The sequence below is a fragment of the Sediminicola luteus genome, from assembly GCF_040566555.1.
Lineage (GTDB): Bacteria > Bacteroidota > Bacteroidia > Flavobacteriales > Flavobacteriaceae > Sediminicola.
This window is the reverse complement of the sequence record NZ_JBEWYP010000002.1, coordinates 134,416-159,703: the sequence shown is the minus strand read 5'-3', so window position 1 is coordinate 159,703 and position 25,288 is coordinate 134,416. Positions and strand designations below refer to the sequence as shown.

Annotated in this window: 27 protein-coding genes; 9 read left to right on the top strand and 18 right to left on the bottom strand. The window is 39.8% G+C overall.

Annotated elements, in window-relative coordinates; genetic code table 11:
- Nucleotides 1–29: 29 nt before the first annotated feature.
- The 3 genes from ABXZ32_RS04395 to purN all read right to left on the bottom strand — a co-directional run bounded on the left by ABXZ32_RS04395 (nucleotide 30) and on the right by purN (nucleotide 2,095).
- Complete coding sequence (locus tag ABXZ32_RS04395; protein ID WP_354617456.1) at nucleotides 30–956, bottom strand: PfkB family carbohydrate kinase; 927 nt, start codon at nucleotides 954–956, stop codon at nucleotides 30–32.
- 103 nt (nucleotides 957–1,059) lie between these two features.
- Complete coding sequence (rnhA, locus tag ABXZ32_RS04390) at nucleotides 1,060–1,536, bottom strand: ribonuclease HI (RefSeq protein WP_354617455.1); 477 nt, start codon at nucleotides 1,534–1,536, stop codon at nucleotides 1,060–1,062.
- Complete coding sequence (purN, locus tag ABXZ32_RS04385; RefSeq protein ID WP_354617454.1) at nucleotides 1,529–2,095, bottom strand: phosphoribosylglycinamide formyltransferase; 567 nt, start codon at nucleotides 2,093–2,095, stop codon at nucleotides 1,529–1,531. The genes rnhA and purN overlap by 8 nt, the downstream gene beginning before the upstream one ends.
- Nucleotides 2,096–2,252: 157 nt before the next feature.
- On the opposite strand from purN, the gene ABXZ32_RS04380 reads away from it, so the two are divergent.
- The 5 genes from ABXZ32_RS04380 (at nucleotide 2,253) to pyk (ending at nucleotide 6,608) form a co-directional block, all read left to right on the top strand.
- Nucleotides 2,253–2,486 carry an acyl carrier protein gene (locus tag ABXZ32_RS04380; protein ID WP_009778413.1) on the top strand — a complete coding sequence of 78 codons (234 nt, stop codon included), beginning with the start codon at nucleotides 2,253–2,255 and terminating at the stop codon, nucleotides 2,484–2,486.
- A gap of 111 nt (nucleotides 2,487–2,597) precedes the next feature.
- A complete protein-coding gene (gene fabF / locus ABXZ32_RS04375; RefSeq protein WP_354617453.1) occupies nucleotides 2,598–3,848 on the top strand; it encodes a beta-ketoacyl-ACP synthase II in 1,251 nt (416 codons plus the stop codon).
- Between the two features lie 7 nt (nucleotides 3,849–3,855).
- Nucleotides 3,856–4,596 (top strand): ribonuclease III, encoded by a 741-nt coding sequence (gene rnc / locus ABXZ32_RS04370; RefSeq protein ID WP_354617452.1) that lies wholly within the window; start codon nucleotides 3,856–3,858, stop codon nucleotides 4,594–4,596.
- Nucleotides 4,597–4,702: 106 nt separating this feature from the next.
- Entirely contained in the window at nucleotides 4,703–5,167 is a 465-nt protein-coding gene (locus ABXZ32_RS04365; RefSeq protein ID WP_354617451.1) for an IPExxxVDY family protein, read from the top strand.
- 4 nt (nucleotides 5,168–5,171) lie between these two features.
- The gene (gene pyk, locus ABXZ32_RS04360) at nucleotides 5,172–6,608 is read left to right on the top strand and encodes a pyruvate kinase (RefSeq protein ID WP_354617450.1); all 1,437 of its coding nucleotides are present in this window, start codon (nucleotides 5,172–5,174) and stop codon (nucleotides 6,606–6,608) included.
- Nucleotides 6,609–6,682: 74 nt separating this feature from the next.
- Here pyk and ABXZ32_RS04355 read toward each other — a convergent pair whose 3' ends face one another.
- Together ABXZ32_RS04355 and dinB are read right to left on the bottom strand one after the other, a co-directional pair.
- On the bottom strand, nucleotides 6,683–7,195 hold the full coding sequence (locus ABXZ32_RS04355) for a PAS domain-containing protein (RefSeq protein ID WP_354617449.1): 513 nt from the start codon (nucleotides 7,193–7,195) through the stop codon (nucleotides 6,683–6,685).
- Nucleotides 7,196–7,497: 302 nt separating this feature from the next.
- Nucleotides 7,498–8,595, bottom strand: coding sequence for a DNA polymerase IV (gene dinB, locus ABXZ32_RS04350; RefSeq protein ID WP_354617448.1), 1,098 nt, complete (start codon nucleotides 8,593–8,595; stop codon nucleotides 7,498–7,500).
- Between the two features lie 28 nt (nucleotides 8,596–8,623).
- On the opposite strand from dinB, the gene ABXZ32_RS04345 reads away from it, so the two are divergent.
- The 3 genes from ABXZ32_RS04345 to ABXZ32_RS04335 are packed head-to-tail and all read left to right on the top strand — an operon-like array spanning nucleotide 8,624 to nucleotide 10,271.
- Nucleotides 8,624–9,292, top strand: coding sequence for an NAD(P)H-binding protein (locus tag ABXZ32_RS04345; RefSeq protein ID WP_354617447.1), 669 nt, complete (start codon nucleotides 8,624–8,626; stop codon nucleotides 9,290–9,292).
- Nucleotides 9,293–9,309: 17 nt separating this feature from the next.
- Nucleotides 9,310–9,783, top strand: a complete 474-nt coding sequence (locus ABXZ32_RS04340) for a CYTH domain-containing protein (protein ID WP_354617446.1) — start codon at nucleotides 9,310–9,312, stop codon at nucleotides 9,781–9,783.
- Entirely contained in the window at nucleotides 9,771–10,271 is a 501-nt protein-coding gene (locus ABXZ32_RS04335) for a YciI family protein (protein WP_354617445.1), read from the top strand. The genes ABXZ32_RS04340 and ABXZ32_RS04335 overlap by 13 nt, the downstream gene beginning before the upstream one ends.
- On the opposite strand, the gene ABXZ32_RS04330 is transcribed toward ABXZ32_RS04335, so the two are convergent.
- From ABXZ32_RS04330 to ABXZ32_RS04270, 13 genes are all read right to left on the bottom strand, one after another.
- Nucleotides 10,272–10,667 (bottom strand): hypothetical protein, encoded by a 396-nt coding sequence (locus ABXZ32_RS04330; protein WP_354617444.1) that lies wholly within the window; start codon nucleotides 10,665–10,667, stop codon nucleotides 10,272–10,274. It lies immediately after the preceding gene.
- Between the two features lie 62 nt (nucleotides 10,668–10,729).
- A complete protein-coding gene (gene pheS / locus ABXZ32_RS04325) occupies nucleotides 10,730–11,749 on the bottom strand; it encodes a phenylalanine--tRNA ligase subunit alpha (protein WP_354617443.1) in 1,020 nt (339 codons plus the stop codon).
- A gap of 204 nt (nucleotides 11,750–11,953) precedes the next feature.
- Nucleotides 11,954–13,819: a SulP family inorganic anion transporter gene (locus ABXZ32_RS04320; RefSeq protein ID WP_354617442.1), complete on the bottom strand. Its 1,866-nt coding sequence runs from the start codon at nucleotides 13,817–13,819 to the stop codon at nucleotides 11,954–11,956.
- Nucleotides 13,820–13,907: 88 nt separating this feature from the next.
- On the bottom strand, nucleotides 13,908–14,546 hold the full coding sequence (gene can / locus ABXZ32_RS04315) for a carbonate dehydratase (RefSeq protein WP_354617441.1): 639 nt from the start codon (nucleotides 14,544–14,546) through the stop codon (nucleotides 13,908–13,910).
- 258 nt (nucleotides 14,547–14,804) lie between these two features.
- Complete coding sequence (locus ABXZ32_RS04310) at nucleotides 14,805–15,104, bottom strand: hypothetical protein (protein WP_354617440.1); 300 nt, start codon at nucleotides 15,102–15,104, stop codon at nucleotides 14,805–14,807.
- Nucleotides 15,105–15,164: 60 nt separating this feature from the next.
- Nucleotides 15,165–15,923 carry a tetratricopeptide repeat protein gene (locus tag ABXZ32_RS04305; RefSeq protein WP_354617439.1) on the bottom strand — a complete coding sequence of 253 codons (759 nt, stop codon included), beginning with the start codon at nucleotides 15,921–15,923 and terminating at the stop codon, nucleotides 15,165–15,167.
- A 3-nt stretch (nucleotides 15,924–15,926) separates the two neighbouring features.
- Entirely contained in the window at nucleotides 15,927–17,714 is a 1,788-nt protein-coding gene (locus tag ABXZ32_RS04300) for a BatD family protein (protein WP_354617438.1), read from the bottom strand.
- A complete protein-coding gene (locus ABXZ32_RS04295; protein WP_354617437.1) occupies nucleotides 17,714–18,610 on the bottom strand; it encodes a tetratricopeptide repeat protein in 897 nt (298 codons plus the stop codon). Before ABXZ32_RS04295 ends, ABXZ32_RS04300 begins: the two co-directional genes overlap by 1 nt.
- Nucleotides 18,591–19,637: a vWA domain-containing protein gene (locus tag ABXZ32_RS04290; protein WP_354617436.1), complete on the bottom strand. Its 1,047-nt coding sequence runs from the start codon at nucleotides 19,635–19,637 to the stop codon at nucleotides 18,591–18,593. The genes ABXZ32_RS04295 and ABXZ32_RS04290 overlap by 20 nt, the downstream gene beginning before the upstream one ends.
- Before the next feature lie 2 nt (nucleotides 19,638–19,639).
- Nucleotides 19,640–20,638: a vWA domain-containing protein gene (locus ABXZ32_RS04285; RefSeq protein WP_354617435.1), complete on the bottom strand. Its 999-nt coding sequence runs from the start codon at nucleotides 20,636–20,638 to the stop codon at nucleotides 19,640–19,642.
- On the bottom strand, nucleotides 20,638–22,257 hold the full coding sequence (locus ABXZ32_RS04280; protein ID WP_408016789.1) for a hypothetical protein: 1,620 nt from the start codon (nucleotides 22,255–22,257) through the stop codon (nucleotides 20,638–20,640). Before ABXZ32_RS04280 ends, ABXZ32_RS04285 begins: the two co-directional genes overlap by 1 nt.
- Before the next feature lie 47 nt (nucleotides 22,258–22,304).
- Nucleotides 22,305–23,171 (bottom strand): DUF58 domain-containing protein, encoded by an 867-nt coding sequence (locus ABXZ32_RS04275; RefSeq protein WP_354617433.1) that lies wholly within the window; start codon nucleotides 23,169–23,171, stop codon nucleotides 22,305–22,307.
- Between the two features lie 76 nt (nucleotides 23,172–23,247).
- On the bottom strand, nucleotides 23,248–24,249 hold the full coding sequence (locus ABXZ32_RS04270; protein WP_354617432.1) for an AAA family ATPase: 1,002 nt from the start codon (nucleotides 24,247–24,249) through the stop codon (nucleotides 23,248–23,250).
- Between the two features lie 158 nt (nucleotides 24,250–24,407).
- Between ABXZ32_RS04270 and ABXZ32_RS04265 the strand changes: the two genes are divergently transcribed.
- Complete coding sequence (locus tag ABXZ32_RS04265; RefSeq protein WP_354617431.1) at nucleotides 24,408–25,283, top strand: aldo/keto reductase; 876 nt, start codon at nucleotides 24,408–24,410, stop codon at nucleotides 25,281–25,283.
- Nucleotides 25,284–25,288 lie beyond the last annotated feature (5 nt).

Sequence of the window (25,288 nt, the reverse complement as noted above, 5' to 3'; positions counted from 1 at the left end):
AAAAAAGCCCTGAAAAGACAGGGCAAATATTATTGTAATTCAATATCAAACTGTGTCAACTCTTTGAATTGCATCAGTCGTTTAGTAACTTCTTTCCTTTCAAGATTTTTCATTCTTTCAGTTCCAAATTTTTCAACACAAAAAGATGCTAGATTAGAGCCGTGTATAATGGCGCTTTTCATATTGTTAAAGGAAATGTTTTTTGATTCTGCGAGATAGCCCGCAAACCCCCCGGCAAAAGTATCTCCAGCTCCTGTTGGATCAAAAACTTCCTCTAAGGGCAGTGCTGGGGCAAAAAACACATTCTCATCTTTAAATAAAAGGGCTCCGTGCTCCCCTTTTTTGATCACTACATATTTTGGTCCCAATTTATGGATGGCTGCTGCGGCCTTTACCAAGGAATACTCCTTGGTCAACTGTCTCGCCTCTTCATCATTGATGGTAATAACATCTACATGTTTAATTACGTCCAACAATTCTTCCAGCGCATTGTCCATCCAGAAGTTCATGGTATCAAGAACTATAAGCCTTGGCTTGGTCTCCATTTGTTCAATGACACTTTTTTGGACGCTCGGGTGGAGATTGCCTAGCATAACCACTTCGGCATTCTTGAAGTTATGTGGTACTACTGGTGAAAAATTGGCCAGAACATTAAGCTCTGTCGCCAAAGTGTCCCTGGAGTTAAGATCATTGTGGTATTTGCCTTTCCAGTAAAAGGTTTTGCCACCTTTTACTATTTCTATAGCCGAGATGTCTATGTTCTTACTGGATAAAAGATCTAGGTATTCTTGTGGGAAATCGTCCCCTACTACAGAAACAATCGCGGAATCCAGGTCAAATTGTGATGCGGCAAGACCTATAAAGGTTGCTGCTCCCCCAAGTATTTTATCTGTTTTTCCAAAAGGTGTCTCAATAGCATCGAAGGCAACAGTGCCCACAATCAGTAATTTGCCCATTTATTAAAATTTGCTGCAAATATAAGGGTAACTTTCCAAGAATTTATTGAAGTTTCAAAAAGATTGCTTTGACGAATATGAGCTATGGAATAAAGTCTACGCCCTAATTCTTTAAGGAATCCTCAAAGCCTTTGTCAGCAGGGAGATTCAATTCTTTGGAAGCCTCAACGGCCAATTGATCGCATCGTTCATTTTGGCGGTGATTGTTGTGTCCTTTTATCCATTTGAAACGGACCTGGTGTTTTCTGTATTCCACAAGAAACAGTTTCCACAGATCGGGATTCTTTTTGTCCTTAAAATTGGTCCGTTCCCAACGCTCCAGCCATTTTTTTTCTACAGCGTCCACAACATACTTTGAATCGGTAAAAACGGTAATTTTAAGACCTGGTACTTTAAGTTTTTTCAGGGCTTCTATGACCGCCAATAATTCCATTCTATTATTGGTCGTATGCCTAAACCCTTGTTTGAATTCTTTTCTATAAGGTTTTCCCACCCATTCCATCACAATGCCGTAACCGCCAGGACCCGGATTTCCCCTCGCTGCCCCATCTGTATAGATATGTACATCTGCTTTATCCATGCAAGAGGGAATCTATTATTTTAGGAAAATGTTCATATTCCAGGGCATGCACCTTTTGTGCTACGCTTTCAGCCGTGTCGGAGGGGGTAACCTCAGTTTTTGCCTGATGAATAATAGCACCTTCATCATAATTTTGATTTACGTAGTGTATGGTGATTCCCGTTTCTGTTTCCTTATTTTGAATAATGGTCTCGTGAACTTTCATTCCATACATGCCTTTTCCGCCATATTTTGGCAAAAGGGCAGGGTGGATGTTGATTATCTTATCTGAAAAGTTAAAAATTAATGCATCCGGAATTTTCCATAGAAAACCGGCCAGGACAATTAAATCGGGGTTAATTGCTTTGAGAATATCCAACACACAATCACTTTCCAAAAAGGCTGTCCGATTAAAATAGAGCGCATTGATCTTTAGCCTGTCGCAACGTTCCAAAACCTTCGCATCCCTTTTATTTGTTAGTACTGCAGAAATAGTCACGTTGGGATTGTCCTTGAAATAATTAGCGATGTTTTCAACATTGGATCCAGATCCAGAGGCAAATAGAACGATACGTTTCATGAAATTTATTTTCTTTCAGGAGGGTAAAATAGTTGGGCTAAATTAACACTCTTGAATTAAAATTCATTAATTTGCTCTACATTTTAACGGCAAATAGTGTAATTAATCTAAAGTTTTTTATTTTTGCCATCAATTAAATATTTAAACAAGAATAATTATGTCAGACATTGCATCAAGAGTAAAGGCTATCATCGTTGATAAATTGGGTGTTGATGAAAACGAAGTTGTTGCGGAAGCAAGCTTTACTAACGACCTAGGAGCAGATTCATTGGACACTGTTGAATTGATTATGGAATTCGAAAAAGAATTCGATATCCAGATTCCAGACGATCAAGCCGAAAATATAGCAACAGTTGGTCAAGCAATTAGTTATATAGAAGAGGCAAAGTAATTTTATGATATCTTGAATGAGATTTTTAAAATATCCATGTGGTAATAGTGTCGCATGGATATTTTTTTTTAATTTACACTTGTCTTAGATACTAAAATAAAAATTGGTTCAATGCAATTAAAACGAGTTGTGGTTACTGGATTGGGAGCGTTAACCCCCATAGGCAACAATATTGAGGAATATTGGGAAGGCTTAAAAAGCGGGAAAAGTGGATGTGCCCCAATTACATATTATGATACTGAAAAATTCAAGACAAAATTTGCTTGTGAACTAAAGAATTTCAATGCAGAAGACCATTTTGATAGAAAAGAGGCACGTAAACTGGATAGGTTTGCACAATATGCCTTGGTATCTTCTGATGAAGCAATACTAGATTCCGGATTAGATCTTGATAAAATAGATAAATTTCGTGTAGGCGTAATTTGGGGAGCAGGTATAGGAGGCTTGGAAACATTCCAGAACGAAATGATGAATTTCGCTGAAGGAGATGGTACCCCAAGGTTCAATCCATTTTTTATCCCAAAGATGATCGCCGATATTGCCCCTGGTAATATTTCCATAAAGCATGGTTTTATGGGACCCAACTATACAACGGTCTCAGCTTGTGCCTCTTCGGCCAATGCTATGATCGATGCCCTTAACTATATCCGTTTGGGCCATTGTGATGTTATTGTTACCGGTGGTAGTGAAGCAGCCGTAACCATTGCGGGAATGGGTGGTTTTAATGCCATGCATGCCCTATCTACCTTAAATGAGAGCCCTGAAACTGCCTCTAGGCCATTTGATGCCACTAGGGATGGTTTTGTGCTGGGTGAAGGTGCAGGAGCCTTGATTCTGGAAGAATACGAACATGCCAAGGCAAGGGGAGCAAATATTTATGCCGAAATTGTCGGTGGTGGAATGTCTAGTGACGCCTATCATATGACAGCACCCCATCCAGATGGTATTGGGGTAGTTCGCGTTATGGAAAACTGTTTACGTGATGCCGGACTAAAACCTGAAGATGTTGATGCAATCAATACACATGGTACGTCGACCCCCTTGGGAGATGTAGCAGAGTTGAAAGCAATTACCAAGGTATTTGGCGCACATGCAAAAAATATTAATATAAATTCTACCAAGTCTATGACCGGCCATCTCTTGGGAGCTGCCGGAGCTATAGAGGCCATTGCCTCCATATTGGCAATGAAACACAGTTTAGTGCCACCAACCATCAACCACACTACGGTAGATGAGAATATAGACCCTAACCTAAACCTCACGTTGAACAAGGCCCAGAAAAGAGAGGTTAATGTGGCCATGAGCAATACGTTCGGTTTTGGAGGACACAACGCTTGCGTTGTTTTTAAAAAAATAAGTTAAATAGCGAATGAATTTTCCTTCCAATATATTCAATTCCCATCCTAAAGAGGATGGGGATTTTTTTGGGGGAATGACTAGAATACTTGGATTTAAGCCCAAGAAATTAGATATCTACAAAAAGGCATTTCTCCACCGCTCCGCCAACGTTAAAGACGCCAAGGGGAACCCTATGAACTATGAGCGATTAGAATTCTTGGGGGATGCCATGCTCGGCACCATAATATCCCGTTACCTCTACAATGAAGTTCCGGAAGGAGATGAGGGATACCTGACCAAAATGCGCTCAAAAATTGTAAGTAGGGAACATTTGAACGAGTTGGGAAAGGATTTAAACCTTATCGATTTTGTGGAAAGCAGAATTCCACGATCCCACTTTGGGGACAATATCCATGGGAATGTTTTTGAGGCTCTGGTAGGGGCTATCTATTTGGATAGAGGGTATAAATACTGTGAGAAATTCATCAATTCCAGGGTGATTATCCCATATGTGGATATTGAACAACTGGAGGGTAAGGTTATCAGCTATAAGAGCTTGGTCATAGAATGGTGCCAAAAACAGAAAAAGACCTTTAATTACCACGTATATGAGGATACCGGCAAGGATGTCCTAAAGCATTTCGCTGTTAAACTCACCATAGGGAACAATGTTGTTGCCAAAGCTAGAGCAACCTCTAAAAAGAAGGCGGAAGAAAGAGCTTCCAAGAGGGCATATTTTGCATTGCAGAACAAAATTGATAAATCCGAATAAAATTACCTCAACTCTAACGTTTTCGTTGATTTAAAGGCTCTTAAACCTTTTGGAGGGTTATGTTTCTTGCGTTATATATCCTATATTTACGTTTTGCTTACAAGTTATGGCGGCCATACATAAAATTTCCGAAGACTTTTTTGAGGATTCGTATACATTGATCGCATTGCACAGTAGTTTGGAAGATCACGCATTGGTTTACGCCCTTAATATGTGCCTAAAATCAAAACTAAAAAGGTCTAAAGACGACTTGGATATTTCCAAAGATATTTCTTTCCCTATATTCGAATGGAAAGACATTGCACATGATGCCATTTGGACCCTCATAACAAATTATAGTATTAAGGAAGAAAATTTAGGTCAAGAAGACCTATTTGGGAATGAACCATCCTATAGAACCCATTACTTGGTGCCCGAGCACAGAGATGTGGATTACTTTTTAAAGGTAGAAATGGATGAGGTAGGTGATTGCGAAACAATTGTAAAGGAGATCTTGAAGATTCCTAAAGTAATCACTGCTTATACCGTGGATAACAAAAAACTAAAATCAAAAAATAATTTAATTTTTTAAAACAATGCCAAGCAACAAAAAGACAAAGATAGTCGCAACCCTAGGGCCTGCCACTAGTAAGAAAGAGGTGCTGAGACAAATGATCGAGGCTGGGGTAGACGTCTTTAGGATTAATTTTTCCCATGCCGATTATAAGGATGTTTCGGAACGTATTAAAATGATCCGTGAACTGAATGACGAGATGGGAACCAACACTTCTATTTTAGGCGATTTACAAGGCCCAAAACTTAGGGTTGGTGTAATGGCAGGAGAAGTAGTGGTAGCACCAGGAGATGAGATTACCTTTGTAACAGGAAAGCCTTTTGAAGGGAATGCGGAAAGGGTATACATGAACTACAGCACTTTTCCCCAAGATGTTAATCCAGGAGAAAATATATTATTGGACGATGGGAAGTTGATGTTTGAAGTGTTGACGACCAATAGAAAGGATGAGGTTCGCGCCAAAGTAATCCAAGGTGGTCCATTGAAATCAAAAAAAGGGGTAAATCTTCCAAACACAAACATTTCCTTACCTGCCTTGACAGAAAAGGATATTAAGGATGCTATTTTTGCCATTAAGGAAAAAGTAGATTGGATTGCACTTTCATTTGTTCGCTTTAGCCAGGATTTGATCGACCTTCAAAATTTGATCGCAGAACATTCCGATGTAAAAATACCGATTATTGCTAAAATTGAAAAGCCAGAAGCTGTTGAAAATATAGATAAGATCGTTGCCTATTGTGATGGGTTAATGGTTGCTAGGGGAGATCTAGGTGTGGAAGTTCCCGCACATGAAGTTCCTTTGATCCAAAAACAATTGGTGCTAAAGGCTAAAAAAGCAAGGATTCCAGTGATTATTGCTACGCAGATGATGGAGACGATGATCACAAGTCTTACGCCTACAAGAGCTGAAGTAAACGATGTTGCCAATTCAGTTATGGATGGTGCCGATGCAGTAATGCTATCTGGTGAGACTTCGGTTGGTAATTATCCTGTACAGGTAATTGAAAAAATGACCAGTATCCTGAAAAGTGTTGAAGGATCAAATCTTATTAAGGTACCTCAAGATCCGCCACAGATCCGTACCAAGAGATATATAACCAAGTCCATTTGTTATCATGCTTCTTTAATGGCCAATGAGATCAAGGCCAAGGCAATATCAACCTTAACAAATAGTGGATATACGGCATTTCAAATTTCAGCTTGGAGACCTAGTGCCCATATTTTGGTATTTACGTCCAACAAAAGAATTTTAACCCAGTTAAACCTTTTGTGGGGTGTTAAGGCTTTTTATTATGACAAATACGTTTCTACAGATGAAACTATTGAGGATGTAAACAGACTTGCTGTTGAAAAGGGCTTTTTAGAACCTGGAGACATGCTAATTAGTTTGGCGGCCATGCCGATAAAGGATAAAGGAATGGTAAACACCTTAAGGGTATCGGAGATAGAGGCGCTTTAAGCTCTACTATTTAATATAAGAAAGCCCCAACTATTTTAAATAGTTGGGGCTTTCATTTTTTAGGTTAGATTGAATTAGGCAACCTCACGCTCATAGGCAATAAAGTTGACCATCTTTCCATTTTGGTCAAAAAGTGGCTGGGCTTTAATATCACACCAATATTCACTTCCGTTTTTTCTGTAATTCAAAACCCTGGCTTCAAAAGGTAATTGGCTTTTTACGGCCTTAGAAATAGCTGCTATTGTATTTTTATCGGTACCCTTGCCTTGAAACATCTTAGGTCTTTTTCCAATGATTTCGTTCAAGGTATACCCGTTCATGCCAAAAATATTTTTGGTCGCATGTACAATTTTGAGCGTTGCATCCGTAACCACAATAATTTGTTCCTTTTCCTGTAATTCCTGTTTAAACTGAGGCTGAAAGGCCCATCCGTTGTTTTTAGCAATAGCATCTAGTATGTCAATGTCATTTTGGTATTTACAGTAATTGCCAAAGTTTGTCAAGGAAAAATCCCAAGAAAGCAGGGGGTTGGGATTGAGCTCAAGAGACCTGTGAAATTTAGAGATGGCTTTTTCGTAGTGTTTCATTGGTGTTTAATTATTCTGATAGCAATTATACCCCTTACAAATTTATATTCCGTTGGTCTGCGACCATAGAATTAATAGATTGGAATAGAAAATTTTACATCGAAATTAGAAAAAGTTTAGATGGTTGGAAAATTTTGGGGGTTGATTAACAAATCTGTTTAATAAATGAACAAATTCAATCCGATTATAACCTTAAATATTCAACAGAATAGTTCTAAATATATAGTAATATCGGAGATTGTAAGGAATATTTAAGTGTACTACTGATGAATATTGAAGATATATTTGTTTTGGCTTTGGATTTAAAAGTCGAACTGAAGCTGTACGGAAATAACCTCATCCTGTAGTTTTACTTTTTTTTCAGTATTCAAATTTGACAGCGAAATACCCAGGAGTCTAACAGAGTTTTCTAATTTTTCCTGATACAGCAGTTCTTTTGTGGTTTCCAATATAAGCGAATGGTCAGCAACAAAAAATGGCAGGGTTTTGCTTCTGGTTTGTAAAGAGAAATCACTGAACTTAATTTTTAAAGTAACTGTTTTTCCTGCAATATTCGATTTCTTCAATCTTTTTTCGAGCTCTTTGGCTATGTTGTCCAAACGCTCCAGCATAAAGACTTCACTGCTCAAATTTTCATCAAATGTCCGTTCCGCTCCGACCGATTTCGGGATTCTGTTGGGCTTAACAGGGCTTAGATGTATACCCCGAACAACGTTGTAGTAGAAGGCCCCACCTTTCCCAAAATGCGCTTCCAGAAACTCTAGGGATTTGGTTTTTAGGTCCAACCCCGTAAAGATGCCCAAACTGTACATTTTATCTGCGGTTACCTTCCCTACCCCATAAAATTTTCTTATTTCAAGACCTTCCAAAAAGGAAATTACCTCTTCTGGATTTACAGTTTTTTGACCATTTGGCTTGTTGATATCACTTGCAATTTTGGCAATAAATTTATTGATTGAAATACCGGCAGAAGCAGACAGCTTTAATTCATCATAGATTCGGTGTCTAATTTCCTGGGCAATAAGTGTAGCTGAGGGATTGCCTTTTTTATTGACGGTTACGTCCAAATATGCCTCGTCCAGGGACAGTGGTTCCACAAGATCTGTGTAGTCCATAAAGATGTTTCTTATTTTTTGGGAGATCTCTTTGTATCTGGCAAATCGGGGTTTCACAAAGATAAGCTCAGGACATTGCTTTTTGGCAAGATAGCCGCTCATTGCACTACGGACACCATATTTTCTGGCCTCATAACTCGCAGCGGCCACTACGCCCCTTGTTTCCCCTCCACCAACGGCTACGGGTTTGCCTTTTAGCTCCGGATTGTCCAATTGCTCCACGGATGCGTAGAAGGCATCCATGTCTACATGGATAATTTTTCGCAATGGGAAATCATAGGACATAGTACAAAATTAAGCTATATTTATCTGGATGGAAACAAAAGATAAAACGGCAATAATTCTGGGAGCAACGGGCTTAACGGGTGGTTATTTGCTAAATCTGCTCTTATCAAATGATCACTATAAAAAGGTAATTCTTTTTTCGAGAACTACAGTAGGCCGCACACATCCTAAGTTGGAAGAATATTTGATAGATCTTTTGGAATTGGATACACAGGCCGATAAATTCAGGGCAGATGAGGTATTCTGTTGTATTGGGACGACCAAATCAAAGACACCAAATAAAGAAATCTATAAAAAGATAGATTACGGCATCCCAGTGAGCGCGGCAAAACTTTGTAAGGAAAATGGCATCACGACTATTGTCCTGATTTCAGCCCTGGGGGCAAAAGTCAATAGTTCTATATTTTATAATCGTGTAAAAGGTGAAATGGAGCGGGATGTGTTAAAATATAATATCCCCAAAACTCATATAATGCAACCTTCTCTCATTGGCGGCAAAAGAGAGGAAAAAAGGGTAGGAGAATGGATTTTTAAACAATTGTTTGGCCTATTTAATCTACTACTGGTAGGTCCATTGGAGAAGTATCGATCTATTGAGCCTGAGACTATTGCAAAAGCCATGGTCTGGGTCGCCAACCATGATTATGATCAAATTAGAATTGAATCAGACGAGATAGAAAAAATTGGAAACAAATAGTTGCTTAGAGAGAATTAATGATAGAAATAGAGCGTAAATTTTTAGTGGTCTCCAATGATTATAAAAAGGAGGCGCATAAAAAAAATAGAATAGTCCAAGGCTTTTTAAATACCGATCCTTTCAGAACTGTTAGGATTAGGGTGAAGGAAGGCCAGGGATTTTTGACCGTAAAGGGAATGGGAAGCGAAAATGGTACAACGCGTTTTGAATGGGAGACGGAAATACCGGTTAACGAGGCAGAAGCCTTGCTTAAACTGGCAGAGCCAGGGGCAATTGATAAAATTAGGTATGATGTACAAGTAGGGGAACACTTATTTGAAGTGGACGAGTTTTTTGGGGAAAATGAGGGACTCGTGGTGGCGGAGATTGAATTGACAGTAGAGGATGAAAGCTATGAAAGGCCTTCATGGTTAGGGGAAGAAGTCACAGGGCAGCCCCAATATTACAATGCACAATTGAGTAAACATCCGTATAAAAAATGGCAGCACTAAAACTATGGGGAACCTTGGTCTTAATGGTGTTTGTAGTTTCCTGCAAAGACCAAAAGGAACCTTTGACTGCAAAGGATAATGGAATAGACGTTGATAAGCCAACCATTTCCCAAATTAAAAAGGAATTGGATTCAAAAGGATTTCAAACCTTTGATTATATAGATGAGAAAACCAAGGATACGGTATTGATGCAGCAGTACTTTATTGCTTTTTTAAAGATAGGACCCAACAGGGGACAAAGTGAAAAGGAAGCAGACAGTTTGCAAAAATTACATTTGGAACACTTAGGGAGAATGTATGAATTGGGATATGCTGATATCTCAGGACCCTTTGGGGATGAGGGAGAAATACGTGGAATTACGATCTATAACGTACCAACGCTCCAAATAGCGGACAGTCTTGCCCATTTGGACCCAATGGTTGCTGTGGGCAGATTAACGATAGAATTACATCCGTGGTGGGCAGCAAAAGGATTCTCCCTTAGATAATTATTTTGCCAAGACCCCTTCTTTATCAATAATTGGAATGTTGATAAGGTTTTGTTCGTTCACGGTATTTTTATCAAAGTTGTATCGCCGTTCATATAATTTATCATCGGCAAAAAATGTGACAAAAAATTCATTGTCCAACGCCAGTACATCTTCTTGGACCATTTCTATTTTTTCATAGGATTTGGCACCAACAAGGCCAATTCCATGTCTCATGGTAGAGGTTTTCTTATCTTTATCATGTCCCTTGGAAACGATAAGTACCATGTCTATTGGGGTATTTCTATTATTTATGATATAGGCGTTCCAGTCCTTTGAGAGGAATTCCTTGTTCCATTCATGAACAATTGCTACAAAAACTTCTTTGGCAATAGGGATTTCAATATCTTTTTTCATCGATTGGCGTAGAAAATTAATGCGAATAGGGATTTAAAAGAATAGTTACTTATTTCTAAAGGTTAGAAGGAGCTTTTAAATTGCTCCAAAAAGCGAATATCGTTCTCACTTAGCAAACGAATATCTGAAATTTGGTGCAATAAAAGTGCAATCCTATCAATACCCATCCCAAAAGCGAATCCAGAATACTCGTTAGGGTCAATTCCACAGTTTTTTAAAACATTGGGGTCTACCATCCCACATCCCATAATTTCTAGCCATCCTGTTCCTTTGGTCATCTTATAATCGGTCTCTGTTTCCAATCCCCAATAAACATCTACTTCTGCACTGGGTTCGGTAAAAGGGAAATAAGAGGGTCTCAAGCGTATTTTAGACTTCCCAAAAAGTTCTGTGGTAAAGAATTGTAGTGTTTGTTTTAAGTCTGCAAAGGAGACATTTTTGTCAATATAAAGTCCTTCGACCTGGTGAAAAAAACAATGGGAACGGGCAGAAATGGCCTCATTCCTATACACCCTACCCGGTGAAATGGTCCTAATGGGGGGTTTGTTGTTTTCCATATAACGAACCTGTACCGAGGAGGTATGGGTACGCAATAAAATATCGGGATTTGTCTGAACGAAGAACGTGTCCTGCATATCCCTTGCCGGGTGGTATTCCGGAAGGTTCAGGGCCGTAAAGTTGTGCCAATCATCCTCAATTTCAGGTCCCTCGGAAACATTGAATCCAATTCGGGAAAAGATATCGATGATTTGATTTTTAACGATAGAGATAGGATGTCTCGCTCCAAGCTCAATGGGCTCACCAGGTCTTGTAAGATCTCCGTAAATTCCCGTTTCCAAAACACTGTTTTCCAAGAGTTCTTTTAGGGAATTGACCTTATCGGTAGCGGCATTTTTAAGTTGGTTCACAACCTGTCCAAATTCTTTTTTCTGATCGTTGGGCACATTTTTGAACTCAGCAAAGAAATGGTTCAAAATACCCTTTTTGCCTAAATATTGGATACGGAAAGCTTCAATGGCTTCTAGGTTGTCGGAAGAAAATTTTTCCACTTCCGAAATATGTTGCTTCAGTTGATCTATCATGGTGTCTCTAATGGCTTATGGAGATTTAAGGTCTCGCATTACCGATTGCAATGTGTTCGATTTATTAATAATGGTTAAACCGAACACAGAGCAACAAGTGATTGTAATTTTGGTTCTAAAATATTCCCGGTGCGTTCCATTCGCTTAGGCTGGCAAATTTAAAACTTTTATTACAGTACCTATAGAATAATTGAGCAAGTTTGTTTAAATATTATTGTTATTGTTGTTTTTTACATAAGCAACGCAATCATCAAACGATTTGAATATGTGCTCTTTAGGAATCAGATCAGGGATAATGTCAATGCGCTCCATCATATATCTTGGTTGTTTTAGAACGTTGACCAAGAGCACATTTATATTTTCTTTTTTTAGATCTACCAGTACATCTTCCATGGCGTAAAGTCCGGATTGGTCCATGTACTGCATTCTGCCCATCCTAATGATTACCGTTGAGGCCGAATTTGGTATTTGTTTTGCCAATTGCTGAAAATCGCTAGTGGACCCAAAGAACAAAGGACCTTTAATGTGTTTGATAAATACTTTATCCAACAATTCTTTTGGGAAATTATCTTCGTCTGCCCATGCTTTTTCCTTCTTTAGTGTTTTTACGTTGGATCTTTCCGCCGTAAGATCCCCCATTTTTTTCATGAACATCAAGGAAGCTATTATTAAGCCTATACCGACAGCATATACAAGGTTCCAAAAAGTGGAAAGTATAAGCACGATCAACATTACCATGACTTCAGAGCTCAATTTCAAAGGACCCACTTGCATGTCTTTAGGTAAGCTAGGGATAGCCTTAAGACCTTTGTAATCCATAACCCCAATTCCAACCGTCACCAAAATACCGGCTAATACTGCCGCGGGTATTTGAGAGGCTACGGGACCAAGGGCTAACAGAATAACCAATAATAAAAGACCTGCTACCATTCCAGATAGTTTGGTCTTACCTCCTGCTTTGATATTGACAACCGTCCTAATTGTGGCTCCAGCACCTGGAATTCCTCCAAATATTGCGGCGATACTGTTACCGATACCCTGACCTACCAGCTCTTTGTTGGGTTCGTGTTTGGTCTTTGTCATGTTATCCGCAACCACAGAGGTCAATAGGGAATCTATGGCCCCCAATAATGCTAATGTGAACGCTGTAAATATATAAGGCATTATTGATCCCAATTTGAGATTGGTGAAGATCTCCAGGTTAGGAATGGGTAAACCGCTTGGGATTGCCTCTATGGGGCGGTATGAAAGTCCGAATCCAAAGGCGACTCCTGAGACCACCAATAAGGCAACCAATGTGCTGGGAACGGCTGTTGTGATGCGTTTAAAGCCGTAAATAATTATAATGGTAGAAAGGGCCAAGATCACTTCAAGCCAATTGATGTTGTTTAGTGCATTGGGCAATACCTTTAATGCGCCCAATACCCCAGAAGCTTCTTTGGCTGCCAAAGTTTTGGCTTCATCCATGATATCATTTTCGGAAATACTTTCCGCACGGTCAATGGTTTCTTTAAAGTCTTCCAGCACTAAAATACCTTCTCCCGCCTCTTCTCTTAGGATATTCTCTAAAATTAATTCTTCGGCTTGCGGTATAAAATCTTTGACATAATCCTTATCCTCTTTTGGATAGTAACCTAATGATGGTAATATTTGAGTTATTAGGATAATTACCCCAATCGCCGTCATAAACCCGGATACTACCGGATAGGGAATGTATTTGATGTATTTTCCGAGCCCTAATAGCCCCAAACCTACTTGCATAAGTCCAGCTAAAAGAAATACCGTTAAAATAGCCGGCAAAGCCTTCTCCAGGTTTCCGTCATTGATGGCAACAATCCCTGCGATGACAATCATACTCACAGCAGTCATAGGCGCTGTTGGTCCTGATATCTGGGTATTGGTTCCTCCAAAAAGGGCAGCGAAAAAACCTATAAAAATAGCTCCGTACAAACCAGCACTGGGGCCCATTCCCGAGCTTACACCAAAGGCTAGAGCTAAGGGGAGTGCTACAATACCTGCTGTGATACCACCAAAAAGGTCACCTTTTAAATTGGAAAATAAATTTTTCATAAAGTTAACGTTACTTGTTTATTTAGATAATGCCCAACCAGGTTGTTGATGATTGGGCAATTGGTTGTTTATGATAAGGTACAATTCCTTAAAAATTCAATTGGTACACGTCGTCCAACTGTGAATCGTTTTCAATGGTCACTTTCAGATCATTGACGATTCCTGTGCTTAAGCCATAAACCCATCCATGAAGTGCCAAGTCTTGTCCAACTTTCCAGGCATTCTGTACAATTGATGTTTTGGCAAGATCGAAGACCTGCTCTTTTACATTGAATTCTACGAATTTATCAAATCGCTCATCCTCATCGCTAATGGCGTCCAATTCACTTTTATGCAGTCTATAAACATCCTTAATGTGTCTTACCCAGTTATCGATTAGACCTATGGATTGGTTGCCCATTGCTGCTTTTACACCTCCGCAACCATAGTGGCCACAAACTATAACATGCTTTACCTTGAGCACATTTACGGCATAATCAAGAACACTTAACATATTCATATCTGTGTGTACTACCATATTGGCAATGTTCCTGTGTACGAAAACCTCACCAGGTTGTGCCCCAATTATTTCATTGGCCGGAACACGGCTATCTGCGCACCCAATCCATAATAATGGTGGACTCTGTCCTTTAGAAAGTTTTTGAAAGAATTCGGGATCCAAATCCAATTTGCTCTTAACCCATTCCTTATTGTTTTCAATCAGACTTTTATATAAATCTTTGCCCATAATTGTTTATTTATTAGTTAGTATTTACTGTATTGCCAAATCTTTGAATTTTTAAAGACATGGATATTGATCATTCCTGGTTTATTTAAAACAAATAATAAAATCTATAAAGTGATATAGCTTAAAGATAAGGTATATACGAATAAATTTAAGGACCAAAAATGATGATTGTCGAATATTGTGGTGATGCAGGTAACAAAACCAGTTATATATCAAATTCTATTCATTGAAATCGAATAGAATTAAGATATAATTAGATTATGCCAAGCATTTGGGAGGGGGCAGTAGTATGTCCAAATTTAAGCTGGAAATGTGCTCGTCATGATTATTACTGGTACTGATTTGATTATAAGGGATTAAGAAATTTGGAAGGGAGTAGTTGTAAAGCGCTAATTTTTTTTCACCTATTTCTTTTTTCCCCTGCTCTTGGTTTTCTTCTTCATTCATGTTGCCAATTACCATCATTTTTCCATCGCGGTCCATTAAGGTCATTACCGAAGGTGCAATGATGGCCGAGAGCCATAAGGAAAGTAAAAAGGTTAGAATAATAGATCTCATATAGGCACATAGGCTTTAAAACAAAGATAAGGGTTTGATAATATACTATGTTAAATAAGATTAAAAATCCTTTAACAATTTGATGTTAGTGGAAGGAAGCCAACCGGTTTTGCCATCTGCCAATTTTATTTTGTTCCAATCGCTCAAGGTGTCCAAAACAAAGACTTTTGTCCCTTCATGGATTCTAAATGTTTCTTGACTTCTATTGTTGGGCTCAGATTTTACGATTACCTCGTTTTCAAATACAATGGCAGGCTGTTCAGAGCGATAACTGGTATATTCGAGATACGCAATAAGCACGGCGATTAGGGAAATAACCAGAGATGCGATACTGCCGATAAAAGCAACCCTTTTTTGGGAAGAATAGCTCAGGTAATAAAAGGCAATATATCCGATAACAAAAAGCAACATGAAAATTATGGCTGTGATGGCCCATTGATCAAAGGATAAAAACCCGGTAACTTCACTAAAAACTTTACCAATTCCTGTTTCTGGCATTTGTTCAATGGCATCCAATGTCATGTTTCTTGCAAAGCTTAAATTGTTCTTTACCTCATTGTCTGATGGATCTAATAAGAGCGATTTCTCATAATAATAAATACTTGGGGCAACCTTGTTTAATTTGTAATAGGCATTTCCTAAATTATAGTAAAGCGCTGCGGAATGTTCCCCATTGTCGAGAATTTTATTATAATTTTCAATGGCCTCATTGTACTTTCCTTCATTATAGGCCTTGGTCGCCTCATCAAATAGTACATTGTTTTGGGCTCCTCCCCAAAAGGAAATCATGGTGATAATCAGAAAAATAATCTTTCTCATAGCTTATAACTGTTTATCCATTTGTGATATGACCTCACTGGCCTTGTTATAATCATCTTGCATCTGGACTTCAGAAAAAGGACTATAACGTGCGAGTTCGCAATTCTTCAAGAGGGAAATAAAATCCTGAATTGAACCTTCCTCAATATCTTTTTTGGCCAAAAGGGCTTGAATCTTGTCCTTGCTGAATTCGGAGGTTTCTATTTTTAATTTTGCCTTTAGGTAATTGTGCAATGCTTTTTCAAGAGCTATATAAAATGCATCCTTGTCGCCCAATGTCTTTTTTGCGGCAGATAAATATTTCCTGGCCAATTTATTGGCTTTTTTAATTTTATTGCCCACTAGATCACTAGCAATTGCTTCTCTCTTTTTGCCAAAAACAATGGCAATAGGAATCAGCAGAATTGGTAATAACAACCAAATGTAGAAATAGGTTGAGCCAAAGAAGGAATTGGCAGTCAAGGATTTTAAGCCCGGCTTTGTTTTAATAAAATTAAATTGATCCCCGGTCACAACCACACTTTTTTGGTTGCTAAAAGTAGCAGGGTTGGAGGTGTTTGCGGAGGCGCTATTTGGGCCATCAATCACATTCACCATGATTTCGGCCGAATTTAAGCTTCTGTATTTCTCAGTTTCTGGATCAAAATAACTAAAAGCAATACTGGGGATTGGATATTTTCCTTTGAAAGAAGGTACAATAGTATAGTTGTTGCTCACCGACCCTTCCATGCCTTCTGTAGTAGTACGGATCCCTTCATTGAATTCGGGCTCGTATACTTCAAGAGCGCTTGGGAGGCTCAGTTCTGGCAATTGGAACAATTTTAAATTACCCTTTCCACTCACTTCTACCTTGGCCTGAAGGGATTCTGAGGCATTTAATTCGGTTTTTGTGGTGGTTACGGAAAAATTGAAATTGCCCACGGCCCCACTAAAATTTTCCGGTTTCCCTTCTGTTGGAAGCTCTTTGACCATTATGTTTCTCCTCCCTGCGGAAACCGTAATATTGGTAGAGGTGTATACTTTCCCGCCAAAGAAATCGCGTTTATTGGTGGGGACATCCACGGTGACCTCAAGGGATAGAGGCTCTATTTCCAATTCTCCCGTTTTTTGGGGATACAGCACCACCCTTTTTAAAATGACATAGCGATAGGATTTTCCCTCATAAACACCATTCTGCACGGCATATTTGGTTACGGGCATCTCCTGACTCCAGAAATTGTTGTATTTCGGATTGTCCAATGCCCTAAAGTTTGATACGTTTATGGAAGGGCTAACAAAAAGCTTATAGACCACGCTAATGGCCTCGTTTAAATAGGGGCCTGTCTTGGAAACTTCGGCAACCAAATGCAAATTGTCATCTGCTACTGCATCGGCACTCGCCTCCTCTCCAGGGCGTTCAACAGCTGCGGTAATCTCCACTTCTAGAGGTAGGGATTTATAAGTCTTGCCATCAATAACTATAGTTGCTTGGTTGATGGTAAACTTCCCTCTTGCTGTTGGCATGAGTATGTATGAATAGGTTTTGGAATAACTACGTACACCATTAATCCATGAAGAACTAATAGATTGAGACGGGCCCATGACAACATTAAAGCCCTCAAAATTGGGAGGGTTAAAATTATCACCATCCTTGTTCATGGTAAAATCTATTCTAAGCCGTTCATTAATGCCCAATTGTTCTTTACTGAGTTTCGCCTCAAAAGTAATGGCGCCAGAATCCTGTGCCTTAGCTAGGAAGGCAAAAAACAAGAGAGTGGCCAAAGCCACAAAATGTTTAACAGATCTATTCATTACCAATCTTTTTCATTTTTCACTTTAACACCCTTCGCCTTTTGGGCATCTATTTTTTCCTTCACCTTTTTTTCTTCATTTTGCATGGCTTCCAAAAGGTTTTTCACCTGTTGGGGTGAAAGTTGGTTGGGGCGTGGTTGCTGTTGTTCTTTCTGGTCGTTAGGGTCCTTTCCAGATTCTGGTTTGTTTTTCTGTTCTTCCTTATTATCGCCCTCACCTTTTTTATTTTCTTCTTTCTTCTCGTCTCCTTTATCCCCTTCGTCTCCCTTGTCCTTATTTTTATCGTCCTTCTGATCCCCTTTGTCGTCCTTGTTGTTTTCCCCGTCTTTTTTATCGTCTTGGTTCTTGTCCTTCTTGTCCTCTTCGTCTTTCTTATCCTGATTTTTGTCGTTCTTCTTGTCCTCGTCTTGTTGTTTTTTTAGCATTTCTTTTGCAAGAGCGAGATTATATCGGGTCTCTTCGTCGTTAGGGTTATTTCGCAAAGCCTGTTTGTAGGCTTCAACGGCCTTTTCGTATTCTTTGCTTTTCATAAAGACATTGCCCATATTGTGATAGGCACTGTGTTTTTCCTTCTTGTCAGTTGCCATTTCCCCAGCTTGCTTAAATCGTGAAAAAGCCTCATTGTAAGTTTCTTTTTCATAGTAGGCATTCCCCAAATTATAGGGAGCAACAGCATTTTCATCACTTATGGCGATGGCTTTCCTATAATTGGCCTCGGCGTTTACAAAATTGTCCTGGGCTAGTTCCTTGTTAGCCTCCCAAGTTAAATTTTTGGAGGTTCTTAGGGCCTTATCCTTTTCTTTTTCCTGTTCTTTGTCGGCTACTTGGCCGAAAGCAAAGCACCCCATTAAGAGGATCAGGGATGTTGTGTAAATCTTAGGCATCTTCATTTTCATTAAATAAGTTCAATTTTTTAAGCCATTTGGTTTTTCTTTCCAACAAGAAAATATCCAAGAACAGGAAGAAAAGACCGATTCCCAAAAACCATTGGAATTGATCTTTATACTCCGCAAATTGCTTGGCTTCAAATTCTGTTTTGTCTATTTGGTTCAATTGCTCTTTAATGAATTCTATCGCAGCATCGGTATTGGAGCCGTTAATATACTCTCCATTTCCTTCGTTGGCAATCTCTTTGAGAATTTCTTCATTCAATTTTGTTATGACCACTTCACCCTGTGCATCTTTTTTGAGACTCTGCACCACACCATTTCTCTTGATAGGAATTGGGGCACCCTTGCTCTGTCCTACTCCAATGGTGAAAATACGAATACCCTTATCTACTGCTGTTTCCACCGCCTCTATAGTGGTGCCCTCGGAATGGTCTTCCCCATCTGAAATGATAAACAACACCCTATTTGTCTGTTCTTCGTCGTCGTAATAGGTGGTTGCCAAATTAATCGCTTCATTAATGGCGGTACCTTGTGAGGAGAGCATATCGGTATTCATGCTCTGTAAGAACATTTTTGCGGCACCATAGTCTGTCGTAATCGGCAATTGCGGAAAAGCTTGTCCGGCATATGCGATGATGCCGATACGGTCACTTCCCAATTGATTGATGATTTCGGATACCAATCGTTTTGCTTTTTCCAACCTATTGGGAGCAATGTCCTCAGCGAGCATGCTTTTAGAAACATCTAGGGCGAATACAATATCCACACCCTCTCTCTTCACCGTTTCCAGTTTGGTCCCTATTTTTGGATTGACAAGGCCCAATATTAAAAATGAGAGGCCTACCAGAAGAAAAGTCAATTTTAAGGTTGACTTGAAACTAGATCTACTAGGGGTCAACTTTTTTAACAGGGCCAAGTCTGCAAACTTCCGTTGTGTCCTTTTTTTCCAGATTTGTAAGGCCACAAAAATGACGATCATTATGGGGATAATGAGCAACAGATAAAAATATATTTTTTCGTCTAACTGGACCATAACTATATAAAACTCCTAAATAATGTATTTCTCAGTAGCCATTCCAACAAGAGTAAAACTCCTGCCAAAAGCACGAACGACCTGAATTTTTCTTCGTATTTGTAATACTTGAACTCCTCTACTTCGGTTTTTTCAAGTTTATTGATTTCATCATAAATAGCCTCAAGCTTGCTATTGTTGGTGGCCCTAAAATATTGGCCTCCGGTTGCATCGGCGATTTCCTCCAATAATTTTTCGTCAATTTCTACCTGTCTCATCCCATATCTGAAAGTGCCGTCGGGGTTGTAGGCTATTGGTGACAGGGCATTACCATTGGTGCCCAGGCCTATCGTATAGGTCTTAATGCCAAATTCCACAGCAAGTTCTGCAGCTGTTTGAGGCTCAATAAAACCTGAGTTGTTCACCCCATCGGTCAACAGGATAATTATCTTGCTCTTTGCCTTGCTTTCTTTTAGCCTATTCACCGATGTGGCCAGTCCCATTCCTATTGCCGTTCCATCATTGAGTTGTCCGTATGTAATATCCCTAAGGGCATTTAGGACTATGTTCTTGTCACTGGTTATGGGGGTCTGTGTGAAACTTTCTCCGGCATAGACTACCAAGCCGATACGATCATTTGGACGCTTACGTATAAAGTCGGCCGCAACATCTTTGAGAGCAGAAAGTCGATTCGGTTTAAGGTCCCTTGCCAACATACTTGAGGATACATCAATGGCCATGACGATATCTATTCCCTTGGTAGTTTTGGTTCTGGACGAAATATCTTCGGTCTGCGGCCTCGCCAATGCCGTAATGATGGCGGCCAGGGCCAGGAGACGCAGGACGAAAAGGGCGGGTTTCATTTTGGCCAATATGCTTTCTGTTGAAAACCCTTTGATGGTCGATATTTTTAGGGAAGCCGTTTCTTCTTTTCTCTTAAAGAAATACCACAGCGCCGCAACTGGCAGCAATAATAGCAACCAGAAGAAATTAGGGTTTGCAAATTGTATATTCTCTAACATTAAGCTCCTGTTTTTACTTCTATGGAATGGGTAATCCTATCCACAATATTTTCTGCATATCCGTCATCCTCCAGCCAATTGAGAATAATTTGTTGTTGAAAGCCTTTGCCTCCAAAAATGATGATGGCATAACTTCCATTTACCTCTTCATTGGACTGAGGGAGGGTGAATTTGCCACTTCCATAAACTTTGACACCCAAGGTTCCGGATATGGTTCTGAATTCCTCTTGTTTTGTTGTAATATTTTTGGCGCCCTTGGCCTCAAAACTTTTTAGTACCTGCTCCACGGAATTTTGAAAATCAGGTTCCGTTTCTTGAGAGGAGAAGGTCGTAGAGCTTACTCCAATGGAGAAAAGGGCATCGGGATCGCTAAAAGCGAAAGCTTGGGCCTCTTTAACGCTAGCCTTAACCTCAGGAGGTAAGTTTATATCCTGTCTTATCAATACACTGGGTGTCTCCAAACTAATTGGAGGATAACCATAGGTGCTGTTCAACCAATCCCCTTCCAGTAATTCCTTGGTGGGGTGCCCCATTACGGTATCCTTAACAGGTTTCCAACCATAATACGCGACGGCAACCAAAGTGGAAAGGAAAACGACTCCAACGGTTATGGCTCCTGCCATAAGCCATTTTTTCTTCTGTTTTTTACGGGAAAGTTCCTCTAGGTATTCTTCATCCTGGAGCAGATCTTCCTCATCCGGTTCAGGCAAGGCTTCCTTGGTCTTGATTACAATCTGTTCTATGACTCTTCGATCCTGTTCAGCTACCGATGTTTCAGGTTTCGATTTTGCAAATTTCACCAAATCTGCCGTTTGCAGTACCTTTTTAAACTGTTCGATGGTATCGTCGTCCAATTTTAGTTCCCCTGCATCCTTCAGTAATTCCAGTTTTTCTATTAATTGATCTGTTGTACTCTCCAAAGCGGACACATGTACATCCTCTTCCAAATATGAGCGGACAATATCCGTTAGTTCTGAGTAATATTGCTTGTATTCGTCCTGAATGATATATTTTGAGTTTTCAAGTCTCTTCAATTCCAACAAAGCACGATCATATGGCGGTAAAAGGGCCACTTTTTCTTCTTCGGAAAGCGGTTTTTTCCTGATCAGGAACCAATACGCCAATGCGCCCAAAATAACTAAGCCCAACAATATCCATAAGGCTTTTTTCCACAGATCATAATTGCTTTTCTCTACCTCGAGAAAGGGTTTGATGTCGTACATCTTTTGAGCCAAGGTATCCACGGGAACCGTGGCAACAGATATTTTAAAAGAATCTGTAAAGAAGTTCTGGCCGTTGATGACAACTTGTTGTCTGGGTATGGTGTAGGTTCCGGAATCGAATTGGGTAAGGGCATAAATTTTTTGAAGGGTAATCCTATCCAGTTTTCGAACGGTATCCGTCGATATGGCCTCCACCATTTCCATGGGTGAAAAAGTCTGACCTTCAGGGAATACGATTTGGGCAGTGCTATCTGCATCAACCTTGATCTTAAATCTTATCTGTTCCCCAATTTTTATACTGGTCGTATCAATTTCTGAAGATACTGAGGGAGTGGTTTGGGAAAACCCCATCCCGCATTGGAGCAACAACAGGAAAATACTTGCCCTAAAAGCCATATCCTTACAAAATGAAATAATTTTAAATCTATTGTTTTCCATTCGTTTTATCCCCTTCGCTTAAAATAGCCCAATAATTTTTTCACATAACTTTCATCCACCCGGCAACTCAATACTCCACAGCCAGACTTGGTAAAGACATCCTCAAAGTAATTTACCCGCTCCCTATGGAATTTTCCGTAGGCCGTTCTCACAGCTTTGGATTGCGTGTTTATGAGGCGTATTTCTCCGGTCTCGGCATCTTGCATTTGCACCATTCCCAAATTGGGGATGGATTCTTCCCGCTCGTCATATACACGGATCCCTGTAACGTCGTGTTTTTTTCCTGTGATTCTGATGGTCTGTTGGTAATCATCATCAATAAAATCTGAAAGGACAAAAACGATGGCCTTCTTTTTCATGACGTTGGTTAAAAACTTTAAGGCTGCTGCTAGGTCGGTCTTATTACTTTTAGGCTTAAATTCCAGAAGTTCCCTGATGATTCGTAAAACGTGTGTTTTTCCTTTTTTTGGTGGGATGAACAATTCAATTTCATCAGAAAAAAGAACTAGGCCCACCTTGTCATTGTTCTGAAGTGCAGAAAAAGCAAGGGTGGCAGATATTTCAGTAACAATTTCTTTTTTGAATTGGTTGGAAGTTCCAAAAAGTTCGGATCCGCTGACATCTACCATGAGCATCATGGTGAGCTCCCTTTCCTCTTCAAAAACCTTTACATACGGCTCGTTATACCGGGCAGTAACGTTCCAATCTATAGATCGCACATCGTCACCAAACTGATATTGCCGTACTTCACTGAACGTCATTCCCCTACCTTTGAAGGTAGAGTGGTATTCCCCTCCGAAAATATGATCGGAAAGACGTCGTGTCTTTATCTCAATTTTACGAACTTTTTTGAGTAATTCTTTAGTATCCATTGGCCTAATTAGGGTTTTGTCCAAAAGATGGACGGTTCCAGTTTACAGTTTCGAACAAGAAACTAGGAACAAGGCTCTAAGGCACTTCTATCTCATTTACTATTTTATTGATGATATCAACAGAGGTTACATTTTCTGCTTCTGCCTCATACGTAATACCAATCCTGTGCCTAAGCACGTCGTGAACTACCGCTCTCACGTCTTCTGGCACAACATATCCTCTCTTTTTAATGAAGGCGTAACATTTGGCGGCGCTTGCCAAATTGATGCTTCCTCTTGGAGAGGCTCCAAAACTTATAAGGGGTTTTAGATCTTCCAGGTTGTATTTTTCTGGATAACGCGTTGCAAAAACGATATCCAAAATATATTTTTCAATTTTTTCATCCATGTACACTTCCCGAACCGCCTTCTGTGCACGTAATATTTGTTCTATGGAAACTACAGGATTTACTTTCCCATACTCACCCTGAAGGTTTTGGCGCATGATCAATTGCTCTTCTTTTATTTTCGGGTAGTCGATGACGGTCTTTAGCATGAAACGGTCAACTTGAGCCTCCGGAAGAGGATAAGTTCCTTCTTGTTCCACTGGGTTTTGGGTAGCCATCACTAAGAATGGTTTGTCAAGAATAAATGTTTCGTCCCCTATGGTCACCTGCTTTTCCTGCATGGCCTCCAAGAGGGCCGATTGTACTTTTGCCGGGGCACGGTTAATTTCATCAGCCAACACAAAATTGGCGAAAATTGGACCTTTCTTTATGGAAAAATCATTGAGCTTCATGTTGTAGATCATGGTACCTACCACATCGGCAGGTAATAGATCTGGAGTAAACTGTATTCTGCTGAAACTGCCATGTACGGCTTTGGAGAGTGTATTGATCGCCAATGTTTTTGCCAATCCGGGAACACCTTCCAATAAGATATGTCCCTGTCCCAAAAGACCTATGAGCAACCTTTCCACCATGTATTTTTGACCGACGATGACTTTGTCCATCTCCATCATTAAAAGGTCTATAAAAGCGCTTTCCTTTGCAATCTTCTCATTCACAGCACTGATATCAACAGTCGTATTTTCTTCCATAAAACATTTTAATTAAAACCCTGACAATTATTACATCAAATTCTGATGCAAATTGAAGATTTATTTATTTAATGGTTGTTAATGATTGGTTAAAAGTTGTGTAAACCCCCGATTTTTATGAAGTATTTAAGGGATTTATTTTCTAAATTCACCAACCTATGGAGAAATCTACGAATTATTCAAAAGTCATAGCAGGAACTATGACATGGGGAAGTTGGGGAAAGCAACTGTCCACAAAGGAAATGATCGATTTGATGCAGCATTGTATCGATAGTGGGATATCCACTTTTGACCATGCCGACATCTATGGCGATTATACAAACGAAATCGAATTTGGTACCGCTCTGAGTCAAAGTAAAATTGATAGGGCCAGCATACAGCTCATCAGCAAGTGTGGGATACAGCATACGGGCAAAACCAGGGACAATAAAATTAAGCACTATAATTATTCCAAGGAATATATCATATGGTCGGCGGAACAATCCTTGCAAAAATTGAAAACCGATTATTTGGATCTATTTTTATTGCATAGGCCCAGTCCATTAATGCAGCCGGAGGAAGTTGCAGAAGCTATAGCCCAGCTGCGAAAGGATGGAAAAATAAGGGATTTTGGAGTGTCCAACTTCACTCCTTCGCAGATTGCCTTATTGGAAACTGCCATCCCCGTCATGGGGAACCAGGTAGAATTTTCTCTGACCTCTGATGCCGTAATGTATGATGGGACATTGGATGATATTTTGGCCAATAAACGTTTTGGAATGGCTTGGAGTCCTCTTGGGGATTACTTCAGGGAGGATGGGGAGCGGACAAAACGGATAAAAAAGGTTTTATCGGACTTCCAAAGAAAATATGTGGCAGATGAAAGTCAATTACTTCTGGCTTGGTTGGCACACCATCCTGCAATGATCCACCCAGTAGTGGGGACCACTAACCCTAAGCGACTCAAAGATTCCGTAGAGGCTACCGCCATTAAACTGGAACTGGAAGACTGGTTTGAAATGTTGGCAGCAAGTCAGGGCCACGTTGTGCCATAGGGTGC